Source organism: Siphonobacter sp. SORGH_AS_0500 (genome assembly GCF_031453245.1).
Classification (GTDB): domain Bacteria; phylum Bacteroidota; class Bacteroidia; order Cytophagales; family Spirosomataceae; genus Siphonobacter.
Genome location: NZ_JAVIYT010000001.1, coordinates 2,467,892 through 2,481,100 on the forward strand (window position 1 = coordinate 2,467,892; position 13,209 = coordinate 2,481,100).

Genomic DNA, 13,209 nt, shown 5'->3' on the forward strand with positions numbered 1-13,209 from the left:
TAAGAACGGAACTTTCAGAAAGCTTTCTGGCTTCTTGAACCTGCTTACATCTAAATCATCACATGATTACATTCTGGAAAACTGCTGTCCTGGGCTTACTGGTGCTGACGTTGAATTCTTTTTCGAAAGATGAAGAACTCATTACCCAGAAACTCCATATTCCTAAAGGAGTAACGGCAGGAGAAACCGCTAGCCGCATCGCTCTGAGTTTTCAGAATACTCCTTACGTAGCTCGAACGCTGGAACTGCCGGGAGAGGAGAAGCTAGTTATCAATCTTCATGAACTGGATTGCACTACTTTCGTAGAAAACGTGCTGGCTTTCACACGTTCGGTTCAAACGGATAGCCTAACTATAGAACAGTTCCAGAAAAACCTGGCCCACTATCGGTATTACCAGGGGCAGGTGAATGGGTACGGAAGTCGGTTACACTATTTTTCTTCGTTTCTACAACAACTCCAAACCTACGGTGAAGCGAAGTTGATGGCCGAAGAATGGGGCGGAGAAGCGTATCATAAACCTATTCATTTCATGACCCAGCATCGCAATTTGTACGTGCAGTTGGCGGATGAAAAGGCATTTAAACTCGTAGAAAAAATTGAAAATGAGTTAAATGCAGTGAACAACTATTATATTCCGAAAAATAAGATCGCTGTCCTTGAGTCCAAAATGCAGACGGGTGATGTCATTGGCATTACGACGGCTAAAGCTGGACTGGATGTGTCTCACGAAGGTTTTGCTTACCGGAGAAATGGACGCATTCATTTATTACATGCTTCGACGGATCAAAAGAAAGTGGTTGTTTCTTCGGAACCACTGGCGGATTATCTCGCTCGCCATCGAGACCAGACAGGTATTATTGTAGCCCGATTAAATTACTGATTGACAGAACCTCATCCTCCGGGTAGACCTATACACTCAAGCTTACATGATGAATAAACAGTCAGGAAGACCGCAGGACAAGCGAACGGCGATTCTGGAAGCCACGCTGGATCTGATTTCTAAAAACGGATTTCATGCCACGCCCATGAGTATGGTGGCAAAACACGCCAATGTAGCCGCCGGAACGATTTACCATTATTTTGAGAGTAAAGAACAGCTCATCGACGAACTTTTTGCGATGTACCGGGAGAAAATTGCCCTGGTCATTGCGGAGTCGGATGATGCTCAGAAGCCGTATAAAGATCGTTTCCGAGGCGTTTTTCTAGGCTTGTATGAATATTACGTCACTAATCCCGATCAATTTTTATTCATTGAGCATTACGCCAATTCTCCCATCATGACTAAAGATTCCAAGGAGGATGTATTCAACTTTTATACACCCCTTTGGGAGTTTTTAAGAAGAGGAATCCATACGGGCCAACTCAAAGATATCTCTTCAAAACTGATGGCCTGGATGGTGTACGGCAACATAACCGCCGTAGTGAAAATGAAACTCTCTGGCGATTTATCGGTGAACATCATGCTTCTTAATACGGCGGTGAACACGGTTTGGGATGGGTTGAAGAAGTAATTTGTTTTTAGTTGTTAGTTAGGGGTTGTTGGGAAGGTTAAGAGTATTAAGCTAGGAACAAGATGGAACCTCGCACCAGCGTTATCCTTAAGAAACATCACTTGCTAGTAATGAAGTTACTAGTCAATCCAGTAAGGTTCTTTGCTTCGCTCTGAATGACAGGTGGGCCTATAACTACTATAATTAATACGTATAAAAAGGATGCAGGGCTCACCAGTTGGCGAGCCCTGCATCCTTTTTATACTAACACAATAAGATTACTTGATCTTACCTGCTTTTTCCCATTCCAAAGCCAGTTTGACTGCATTATAGGCATTTACTTCGCCACCAGAGTTAGACAAATCTCCGAAAGGTACCTGACCTTCACCGCCGGGTAAGTTTACCTGTTGGGTAGGAAATTTAGTCGCTGATTCCACCAATAATTGTTTTAACTGAGCCGCCGAAATTTTAGGGAAATAAGATTTCACTAAAGCTGCCACGCCTGCTGCTACGGGAGAGGCCATCGAGGTACCGTCCAGCTCTTCGTATTTTGAACCGGGGACTGTCGAGTAAATCGCAACACCGGGAGAGAAGAGGTCCACGCCTTTTTTGCCGTAGTTCGAGAAGCTGGCTACCTTATTAGCTTCGTGGCTGATGGCACCTACTTCCAGCCAGTTCGCTGGTTCACCGCCTGCTTTCAGCTTACGGTTGGGGTAGTTGGGTTCTACGTCCGTATTTAGCGATTCGTTACCTGCTGCGTGAACTAACAGAACATTCTTCGATTCTGCATACTTAACCGCCTCATCAACGGCCTCTTTTTGAGGAGAATACGCTTTTCCGAAAGACATATTGATAATCTGAGCACCGTTATCTACGGCGTAACGAATGGCGTTAGCTACGTCTTTGTCACGTTCGTCTCCATCAGGAACCGCCCGCACGACCATGATTTTTACGTTATCAGCTACCCCTTTCATACCTAGGTTATTGGAACGGTCGGCTCCAATGATACCCGCTACGTGCGTACCGTGGCGAGCGTCAGGTCCGATTACGTCGTTATTACCGTAGTTATGATCTTTGGTATCTTCGGGGTTATCGCCAATGATCGTCTGCCGTTCGTTGAAATCGGGGTTTAACTGAACCTCGGCTTCTGTTTTGTAATGGTCATACGCTTCCTGAAGGTCTTTTTCGCTATAACCCATCTGATAGCCGCGTTCATAAGCCGCAATGGCTTTCTTCACTGCACTGTCTACCGTTGATTTATCGATCTTGGCAATGTCATCAGCCGTAAAGTTATCCTTCTTTAAATAGCCTTTGAGAACGTTACCCGCATCTTTATATGTCTTCAGCAGGTTGTCGATCATCGGAAGCATCATCCGTGATTCCTGAGCTTTTTCGTTATAGGCAATTTTTAATTCCTGATAATACGTAAAAGCCTCCTTCTGGTCAGCCGGAATGTCGGCTTCGGTTTTATCGCCAAATAGCTTTTTATACTTTCCGTATTCCCGGGTTAATTCCAGACTTTCCTTATCAATGTTTTGTCCGTTTTTATTACCCAGAAAGCTCCAGCCATTTACATCATCCACGTAGCCATTATGATCGTCATCTTTTCCGTTCCCCGCAACTTCCTTGGGATTAGTCCAGATTTTAGACTTTAAGTCTTCATGATTGACATCAATACCCGAGTCAATAACTCCGACAATCACGGGGCTAGACTTCCGTTTTTTCAGTAACTCATAGGCTTTCTCCGTACTAACTCCACGAACTTTATCCGCGTCATAATCTAAATTAAACCAGTTGGCGGGAGCTTTCAGTTGTACGGGTTCCGTAACGGGGGCCTGAGATTGAGCCGTTGCCAGGTGAGCAGCCAGAATGGCTACCGGAATGAACCATTTACGCATATGTATTCGTGTTGATAAAATGTTCGATCAATAGAACCCCATTCAGATCCAGAAAAATCCAGGGGATACTTCCTAAATAGTGTTAAAAGTAAAAGGTTAAGCTATTGGATTAATTGGCTTCTAAGCATCTGCATTCCTAAACTTGCGGTTTCCTGAATGAAAGTAACGTTTTTTCGGCGAGAAACTTTTGGTGATTGCGGATCAATTACGAAAACAGGTACACTTGAGAAAACATAATCCACTAAACCAGCCGCCGGATACACTTGCAGAGATGTCCCTACGACTACAAAAATATCCGCTTCTTCGCACATGGGAATCGCTTCCATCATAGCTGGAACCTCCTCCCCAAACCAGACAATGTGCGGACGTAACTGACTGCCTGCTTCGCACAAATCTCCCGTCTTCAGTTCCCAACCATCCAGCTCATAAATTAACTCAGGGTTGCGGGTGGACCGAACTTTGAAAAGCTCTCCATGCAGATGCAACACCTTTTTACTGCCCGCTCGTTCATGCAGGTTATCGACGTTTTGAGTAATGATTTGTACGTCAAAATGTTCCTGTAGATCCGCCAGAATCCGGTGGGCTTCGTTGGGCTCTGCCGTGAGGGCCTGTTTTCTTCGCTGGTTATAAAAATCCAGTACAAGTTCAGGATTTCGAAGCCAGGCCTCTGGTGTGGCGACGTCTTCAATCCGGTAATTTTCCCAAAGTCCGTCCGAATCCCGGAAGGTTTTGATACCGCTCTCCGCCGAAATTCCGGCACCACTTAAAACGACCAGCTTCTTCATAGGATCAGAGCTTATTGCTTATAACCACTGCTGCCAGCACATAGGAGCTGGCAGCAGGAATGGTAAATCATAAAGTTACTTCTTAGCCGTAGACGCCTTCTTACGCGTAGCAGGCTTTTTCTCGGCTGCTGGAGCGGCGGTTTCGCCACCCAGTTCCAGGCATTGCTCAAGGGTTAACGTAGCCGGGTCAGTACCTTTTGGAATTTTAACGTTCCGTTTTCCAATCTGAATGTAAGGGCCATACTGACCATTCAGTACCTTCACCGTTGCGTTTTCAGGGAATTCCTTAATAACCTTGTTCGCTTCCGCCGTTCGCTTATTCTGGATAATCGTAATGGCTTCTTCCAGCGTTACCGTTTCCAGACTGATGCCACGGGTGAGGGAATAGAATTTACCACCGTGCTTTACGTAAGGACCAAAACGACCTTTGCCTTTGGTAACGGGCTGACCCTCAAATTCGCCAATGGCATCGGAAGCTTCCGCCGCCCGGCGTTCCTGAATGACTGCGATGGCTCGTTCTTCGTCAATGGTATAAGGATCGTCGCCTTCGCTGAGGTTATAGTACTTCTCATCAAATTTGATGTAAGGACCAAGTTTCCCAATGTTAACAAGTAGCTCTTTACCTTCCAATTCACCCACTACGCGGGGTAACTTGAATAACTCGATGGCTTCTTCCAGGGTAATACTTTCGAGTAACTTATCCTTGGGAAGAGGGGCGTATTGAGGTTTCTGATCTTCTTTGGAATCGCCCAACTGAGCAAAAGGACCGTATTTACCCAGCCGCACTGAGACGGTTTTTCCAGATTTAGGGTCAACGCCTAACTCACGGGCCGATTTTACGGAACTGCGTTCAGCACTTGAACTTTGCTCAATGGTTTGATGGAAAGATTTATAGAAGTTGTCAATCATGCTTTGCCACTGAATCTGGCCGTCGGCAATCTTGTCAAATTCTTCTTCAACCTCTGCCGTGAATTTAAAGTCAACGACATTATCGAAATTATCCACCAGAAAGTCATTCACAATCATACCGATGGTCGTTGGGAATAACTTGGCTTTTTCCGTGCCGTAATTTTCTTTATTGGTCTTGACGGTAATCTTCTGGTCTTTTAGCGTCAGCTCCTGAAAATTACGCTCCTTGCCGGGACGATCTTCCTTAACGACGTATTCGCGTTTGATAATCGTGGAAATGGTCGGAGCGTAGGTAGAAGGACGACCAATGCCGCGTTCCTCCAGTTCCTTCACCAAACTTGCTTCCGTGAACCGAGCCGGTGGCCGCGTAAAGCGTTCGGTGGCTTTCAGCGTATCCAGATTCAGCATTTGACCGATGGTTAAAGGAGGAAGCATTCCTTTGCTTTCTTCATCCTCATCATCCTTCGACTCTAGATAAACCTTTAGGAAACCGTCAAATTTAATGACCTCGCCCTGAGCGACTAATTCTTCTGAAGTAGTAGAAATGCCAATAGTTGCAGTGGTACGCTCTAGTTGGGCATCGGCCATTTGTGAGGCGATTCCCCGTTTCCAGATTAATTCATAAAGGCGTTGTTCCTGACGGGTTTCGCCGGCAGATGGAACTGAAAAATCAGTCGGACGGATGGCTTCGTGAGCTTCCTGGGCCGAGTCGTTTTTGGTTTTGTAGCGTCGCTGTTGCGAGTATTTTTCACCAAATTGATCGGTAATTGAGGTTTTGGATTTCGCCAGAGCTTCCTCACTCAGGTTGGTCGAATCCGTACGCATATAACTGATCTTCCCTGCTTCGTACAGTTTCTGGGCGATCTGCATGGTTGAGGCCACCGAATAACCCAGCTTGCGGCTGGCTTCCTGCTGAAGAGTAGAAGTCGTAAACGGAGGAGCCGGCGATTTTTTAGCCGGTTTGGTTTCCATATTCCGAATGGTGAACGTAGCTCCGTTACATTTTTCGAGAAATGCCCGGGCCTGATCTTCCGTTTCGAAATTCTTGGGTAACTCCGCGTTTAATACTTTTCCGCCTTCGAGTAAAAATTGGGCGGTTACTTTAAAGCTGGATTTGGTTTGGAACTGGTCGATGCTACGCTCACGCTCGACAACGAGGCGAACCGCCACCGATTGTACACGACCGGCTGAAAGGCCACGCTTTACTTTTTCCCACAGAACCGGCGATAACTCAAACCCAATCAGACGGTCTAGCACCCGGCGAGCCTGTTGGGCATTCACCAGATCAATGTTGATCGTTCTGGGGCTTTGAATCGCTTTTTGTATGGCAGTTTTAGTAATTTCCCGAAACACAATTCGCTTCGTAGTGTCGGGTAATCCTAAGGTTTCTTTCAGGTGCCAGGAAATGGCTTCTCCTTCGCGGTCATCGTCAGTTGCCAGCCAAACTTCTTGCGAAGATTTTGCCAGTTGACGCAGTTCGTTGACCACTTTTATTTTTTCGGGAGAGACTTCGTACGTCGGTAAAAAGCCATTTTTGATGTCAATTGCAAGGCCTTTATCAGGTAAATCGCGGACGTGTCCAAAGCTCGATTTTACCTGAAAATCAGCCCCCAAGTAACCCTCAATGGTCTTTGCCTTCGCCGGAGACTCTACGATGACGAGGTTCTTCTTAGCCATATGTTTCGGTTATAGGTGTATGGGAAGCGTGTGCCAAAGTAAAGGACAAAATTTTAAACAGATGCAATTAGATCTTAAGGAATAATAAACTTATTGTCCGTTATAATAGTTGAAAATATATAAAACTCATGCCAGTGAACGAGTTTTTAATAGCTTAAAAATCGTGAAAAGTATAATATTTGACCACGATTTTCTTGCTATTAGCCAAGAATCAGCCCTACTTGGCCCGTATTTTTGGGGCTGAAACTGTTCCTTAATTTATTTTAACGCTTACTATATAAAACGATGGCTTTTGATATTGAAATGATTAAGGCCGTGTACGCCCGGATGCCAGAACGAGTGGCCGCCGCTCGGCAAGTACTAGGTCGTCCGCTAACTCTTTCAGAGAAAATTTTATATACCCACTTGTGGGAAAATCCTCTGGAAAGAGAATATCTGCGTGGTAAAGACTACGTTGATTTCGCTCCTGACCGCGTAGCTATGCAGGATGCGACGGCTCAGATGGCTTTATTGCAGTTTATGCAAGCCGGACGTCCTCAGGTTGCGGTTCCTTCAACGGTGCATTGTGACCACCTGATTCAGGCAAAAGTAGGAGCAAAAGAAGACCTTTCAAATGCAGTGCAACAATCGAAGGAAGTATTTGATTTCCTTTCTTCGGTATCAAATAAATATGGAGTAGGTTTCTGGAAACCCGGAGCTGGTATTATTCACCAGGTAGTGTTGGAAAACTACGCGTTCCCGGGTGGTATGATGATCGGTACGGATTCTCACACTCCTAACGCTGGTGGTCTGGGTATGGTTGCGATTGGGGTAGGTGGTGCAGATGCCTGTGACGTAATGGCAGGTTTGGCCTGGGAATTGAAACAACCTAAATTGATTGGGGTAAAACTGACAGGTAAGCTGAGTGGCTGGGCCTCTGCTAAGGACGTGATCCTTTGGGTAGCGGGTCAGTTAACAGTAAAAGGGGGTACGGGTGCCATCGTTGAATACTTCGGTGAAGGGGCAGAAAGCCTTTCCGCTACGGGTAAAGCAACGATTTGTAACATGGGTGCTGAAATCGGAGCAACGACTTCCATCTTCGCTTATGACCCTAAAATGTCGGAATACCTGAGAGGTACCAGCCGGGCGGACGTAGCTGAACTGGCTGACGACGTGGCTGAATACCTCCGTTCGGATGATGAAGTATACGCTGATCCTGCAAAATACTATGATCAGCTACTGGAACTGAATCTGGATACGCTGGAACCACATATCAACGGTCCATTCACGCCGGATTTAGCGTGGCCCCTTTCTAAATTTGCTCAGGCAGTGAAAGAAAACAACTGGCCTGCTGAATTAGAAGTAGGTTTGATCGGTTCCTGTACCAACTCGTCTTACGAAGACATCAGCCGTGCGGCTAGCGTAGCTCAACAGGCAGTTGACAAGAAGCTGAAGGCAAAAGCTGAATATACGATTACTCCCGGTTCAGAGTTAGTTCGTTTTACCATCGAACGGGACGGCTTCATCGGCATTTTTGATACGATGGGTGCTGTAGTAATGGCCAATGCCTGTGGACCTTGTATCGGTCAGTGGGCTCGTCACACGCAGGACCCTACCAGAAAAAATTCGATCATTACGTCGTTTAATCGGAACTTCAAATCACGTAATGATGGTAACCCCAACACGCACGCTTTCGTAGCCTCTCCAGAGATCGTAACGGCCTTCGCCATCGCAGGTGACCTTACGTTTAATCCCATGACGGATACGTTAGTAAACGAGGAAGGCCAGGCAGTGAAATTCGATGAACCGCAGGGACTACAATTACCTCCCCGTGGTTTTGCGGTAGAAGACGCAGGTTACCAGGCTCCGGCTGAAGATGGATCTACGGTTCAGGTTATTGTTTCTCCTACTTCAGATCGTCTGCAATTACTGGAGCCTTTCACGCCTTGGGAAGGAACGGACATTACGGGCCTGAAGCTGTTAATCAAAGCTAAAGGGAAATGTACAACGGATCATATCTCCATGGCGGGTCCCTGGTTAAAATTCCGTGGTCACCTGGATAATATTTCCAACAACCTCTTGATTGGTGCTACCAACTTCTTCAACGATAAGGCGAACGAAGTGAAGAGCCAGCTCACGGGCGAAGTGGGAACGGTTCCCGGTGTTCAACGTGGGTACAAAGCAGCCGGTATTGGATCGATCGTGGTAGGAGATGAGAACTACGGTGAAGGTTCTTCCCGCGAGCACGCGGCCATGGAGCCTCGTCACTTAGGCGTTCGTGCGATTCTGGTGAAATCTTTCGCCCGTATCCATGAAACTAACCTGAAGAAACAAGGCATGTTAGCCCTGACTTTTGCAGATCCTGCCGATTACGATAAAATCCTTGAAGACGACACCATCGACATCGTAGGATTGACGGAATTTGCTCCCGACAAGCAATTAACAATCGTGCTGAATCACGCTGATGGTTCTACGGAGACATTCCCAGTGAATCACACTTATAACGCGGCTCAAATCGAGTGGTTCAAGGCTGGTGGGGCTCTCAATATCATCCGTCGTGGCGTAGGAGCTTAATTGTACTTGACGTATGAATAGTAAAAAGACCCCGGCCTTGGTCGGGGTCTTTTTCGTGGTAACCCTGTGAATCCGCTGGCAACAACACTTTGATATCTGCCTACTTTCTTGGTCCTAAGGTGGTTGCTACCAGCAGAAAAGCTGGTAGCGGGAGGCGGGTTAGTGATGCTAGATACTTTGGCTGATCCGCTGGTAGCATTACAAAGGCTTTGGTAGTGTATAATCTACAAAAAACATCAACTAAAAAATGACATTTATTACCTGCCGAAGGTAGTAAATCGCATTCGCATAATCAGGCTAACCTTGTTGTTTTGAAGTAGATATAAACGCCTGATGAAATGAAAACGATATTGGTTCCTACAGACTTTAGTCCCCTTTCCCTGAAAGCCCTTGATCGGGCTGTTGAACTGGCTATTCCCGCTCAGGCTTCCATTTTATTGTTGGGAGTTGTGAAATATCCCGAACCTATATTAATGGACGCTCATGCTGAGGGAAGCTGGGATCAGGACATGGATGATGCCTTTGAGGAACGCGTAGAATCTATCGAAAATCGACTACGTTGCCTGTTAGACCAGCCCAAGTATCATCAGGTGCCCATATCAGCCATTGTGAACCGGCAAATGAGCACCATCGGCGAAACCATTGCTTCCAGTAAAGCCGATTTGATTGTAATGGCCTCGGAAGGAGCTACGGGCTGGAAGGAGAAAACTACAGGTTCCAATGCCGAGCGGGTGGTAAGGTATGCCAAATGCCCGGTTTTGATTATCAAGAATGCAGAACCGATTTCTTATCAGAAAGTACTGTTTCCAACGGATTTTACGAATACCAAAGCCTTGCATGCCTTCTTTGCCTTTGCGGATGTTCGAAAAGCCCATCCACACTTCCTGACGGTAAATACGGGTTACCTGGATCGTAGTTTTGATGACCTCGAAGAAGACATGACCGAGCTGGCCGTTGATTTGAAATTGGAATCGTATTCCTACGCGATTATTGACGCCGTAAGTGAAGAAGCCGGAATTATCCGTTATGCCGAAGAAATCAATGCCGATTTAATCGCTTTGTACACGCATGGCCGCACGGGACTGAGTCACTGGTTTCATGGCAGCATTGCCGAAAAGGTGGTTAACCATTCCGAAGTGCCCGTATTAACACTGGTGCAGCAGTAGTTCAATTGCTCGTGTATAATCAAAAAAGACGTGACTGTTCGGTCACGTCTTTTTCATTAACGGGGATCTATCAATAAGGATTACTTCCCTAAAGAAATCAGGTTAGCAAACAATCGGTACGCCCCGGGAACACCGGCGGGTAACTGCCGGAAAAAAGCATAACCTGTAAAAACATACCAGCCTTTGCCGTACTGTGTGGCCAGCATCCCACCGTTCAGAGGCTGTTCATTGGGATCGTTACTGCTGAAAATGGTTTGATACTCTGGAGCCCACTCATCGGCGAAGTACAAGCCACGTTCCTGAACCCAGCCTTTAAAGTCGGCATCAGTTATTTTATTAGGTGTATTGACAATCGGATGGTTGGGTTGAAGCAAACGCATCTCCGCTTCTTCTACCGTTACCCGATCTTTGGATAAATGGAAAGAATAGGGGCCCATGCCTTTTTCCAGGGGCTGAATGCCTGAGTTAACCTGATACTGAACGATCAGGGTACCGCCATTCTTTACGTATTCCATCAAACGCGGCTGGTAATAGTTCATGCGAGGGTTCACGTTGTAGGCCCGAACCCCCACCACAATGGCGTCGTATGCTGCTAATGATCCGGTTAATTCTTTTTCTCCCAGGAGGGTTACGGAACATCCCATCTGACGTAAAGCTGCCGGAATTTCATCACCTGCTCCGGGAATATACCCAATGGTTTTAGCCTTATTCTGAATGGCTAACCGCACCAGTTTGGTTTCGGCGGCGGGAAAAACCGCCAGCGGAGGAATGTGCTCATAGCCAATTTCGTAAAGCCCCCGCGAAGAAACTTCATCCTTTGTTTTCACGACCACTTTTACGCTAGCGTCTGAAGCTTCTTTCGGAGGAATTAGCTGGAAGGTAACCGTCTGTTCCTGAAACTTGGTAGTAAAATCAACGGGAATCTGAGTCGGTTCAGACCTCCATCCTTTCGGTAACTCCAGACTAACCTGACCCGATACATTCGCCTTGGAAGCCTTGAGCATCACACTATAACTTTTGGGCTGACCGTCCGGGAAAACCAGCACTTTATCAGAAGGGGTTGCCGTAATGACCGGACGAACCTCAAAGGGACGGTATAACTCACCGCGAACGGCGTCGGTGTATTTGTAGGTAACCGGAACCTGAAGCGTCAGGGGAAGACCATTAATGTCCACCGAAAACTCCGTCTGGAAATCAGCAGGTTTTTCGGGTAAGCCATTGATGGCTAACTCATCCACCCGATACATACCTTTGCTCATTTTGGGCTGTAGTAGCCAATACGGCTGTGTAATGGGCTGATTGAGAGGAATGGTAAAGCTGTTACTGAGGCGTTGTAATTCATTATCAGGCAGCGAAAGATGAAGCGTTGTATCTTTCTGAAAACCTTTGAAACGCACCGATTTTAAAGTGACGGGTATGTCTGAGCGTTTGATAATCGTTGTGGTGAGGGTAATGCCTTCTCCTCCGGCTACAGCAAATTTCGAAGGATTACTTTCGTAGTAAAGTCCGGCACAAGCCACAATGAGCTGTGATAACTCTTTCTTCTTTTGCTCTTTCCAGTAGGCATTATCTAGCTTATCAACCAATTGATAGGCCTGAACCAGCAGGGGGACAATAGCCGAAGGCTGTTCGGGTTTGAACTCCTGAATTGCCTGGGTAATAACGCGTTGCACAGCTTCGCCGCCCTTCACGCGTTTCCAGCTTGTCTCCACCCCATCAAACAGATCTTTCGTTGCTTTATCTCCGTTTTTATGAACGAGGTACTCAATTTTCAGTCCACGCGATTTGGCAACGCCGAATCCTTGGGATTTATGTTGGGAACGACTTTCTGCCGCCAGTTCGGGATAAGAGATACCTAACAATGGATTATACCCACCAATTTCAACCGAAATCCAACTACCTTCGCTGGGTCGCTGGGCCGGGTTTATACCGAACGCAAACGTATTCCATAGGATCCGTTTGGGCTGCCAGGGCTTTACAAACTTGAGTTGTTCGGGGAATTGGGTAGGATCACCTGCCATTTTGAAGGCTTCCTCGGCCAGATAAGCCGAAGCCGAGTGATTCCCGTGGCCTGCTCTCGGATCGGGGGGGAAGCGGCAGATCATGACATCGGGACGGAAGTTACGAATTCGCCAGACGATGTCGGCCAGCACGGCATTCTTTCCCCAGACGTCCAATGTTTCTTCGGTATTCTTGGAAAAACCAAAGTCGTTGGCCCGACTGAAGTATTGCTCAGGACCATCAATGGCACGAGCTCCCAATAACTCATACGTACGAATCAAACCCATTAAGTCGGCCTGTTCGCTGCCAATCAGGTTTTGGCCCCCATCGCCGCGAGTGAGCGACAGGTAACCCGTTCGGGCCAGCCGTTCTTTAGCCAGCCAGGACAGCATAACGGTGTTCTCGTCGTCTGGGTGAGCGGCTACGTAGAGCACAGACCCCAGTACATTGAGTTTTTTGAGATTGAGAAGAATTTCCCCCGGAGGGAGCGGTTTGGGTATTTGAGCATACCCGACAGTATAAACAAACAGGATTAGAGCGAAGAGTGAAAAACGAAGCCTCATTGAAAATTGCTCAGGTTATTAGTAGATAAGGGAGCTTAAATGTACCAAAGTATGGGCAAACTAAGCCCGTTGTTGCGACGAAAGCCGATTACAAATTAATAACTGTTAATTAATATGTATTTAACTAACAATAAATTGAATTATATCTTTGGATTGTCGGAAATCT

The 13,209-nt window shown here is 46.6% G+C and carries 8 protein-coding genes; 4 read left to right on the top strand and 4 right to left on the bottom strand.

Annotated features, from left to right (window positions below; genetic code table 11):
- The first annotated feature begins 62 nt into the window (after positions 1-62).
- Both QE357_RS10415 and QE357_RS10420 read left to right on the top strand, forming a co-directional pair.
- Positions 63-881 carry an N-acetylmuramoyl-L-alanine amidase-like domain-containing protein gene (locus QE357_RS10415; protein ID WP_309707234.1) on the top strand — a complete coding sequence of 273 codons (819 nt, stop codon included), beginning with the start codon at positions 63-65 and terminating at the stop codon, positions 879-881.
- A gap of 46 nt (positions 882-927) precedes the next feature.
- Positions 928-1,512, top strand: coding sequence for a TetR/AcrR family transcriptional regulator (locus QE357_RS10420; RefSeq protein ID WP_106634842.1), 585 nt, complete (start codon positions 928-930; stop codon positions 1,510-1,512).
- A 257-nt stretch (positions 1,513-1,769) separates the two neighbouring features.
- Here QE357_RS10420 and QE357_RS10425 read toward each other — a convergent pair whose 3' ends face one another.
- The 3 genes from QE357_RS10425 to topA all read right to left on the bottom strand — a co-directional run bounded on the left by QE357_RS10425 (position 1,770) and on the right by topA (position 6,760).
- A complete protein-coding gene (locus QE357_RS10425; RefSeq protein ID WP_309707236.1) occupies positions 1,770-3,389 on the bottom strand; it encodes a S8 family peptidase in 1,620 nt (539 codons plus the stop codon).
- Between the two features lie 101 nt (positions 3,390-3,490).
- Positions 3,491-4,174, bottom strand: coding sequence for an NAD-dependent deacylase (locus QE357_RS10430; RefSeq protein ID WP_309707238.1), 684 nt, complete (start codon positions 4,172-4,174; stop codon positions 3,491-3,493).
- Positions 4,175-4,249: 75 nt separating this feature from the next.
- Complete coding sequence (gene topA, locus QE357_RS10435) at positions 4,250-6,760, bottom strand: type I DNA topoisomerase (protein ID WP_309707240.1); 2,511 nt, start codon at positions 6,758-6,760, stop codon at positions 4,250-4,252.
- Between the two features lie 285 nt (positions 6,761-7,045).
- Between topA and QE357_RS10440 the strand changes: the two genes are divergently transcribed.
- Entirely contained in the window at positions 7,046-9,313 is a 2,268-nt protein-coding gene (locus tag QE357_RS10440; protein WP_309707242.1) for an aconitate hydratase, read from the top strand.
- 338 nt (positions 9,314-9,651) lie between these two features.
- Positions 9,652-10,479 carry a universal stress protein gene (locus QE357_RS10445; RefSeq protein WP_309707244.1) on the top strand — a complete coding sequence of 276 codons (828 nt, stop codon included), beginning with the start codon at positions 9,652-9,654 and terminating at the stop codon, positions 10,477-10,479.
- A gap of 80 nt (positions 10,480-10,559) precedes the next feature.
- Here the strand turns inward: QE357_RS10445 and QE357_RS10450 are convergent, their stop codons facing one another.
- Complete coding sequence (locus QE357_RS10450; RefSeq protein ID WP_309707246.1) at positions 10,560-13,043, bottom strand: PIG-L family deacetylase; 2,484 nt, start codon at positions 13,041-13,043, stop codon at positions 10,560-10,562.
- Positions 13,044-13,209: the final 166 nt, after the last annotated feature.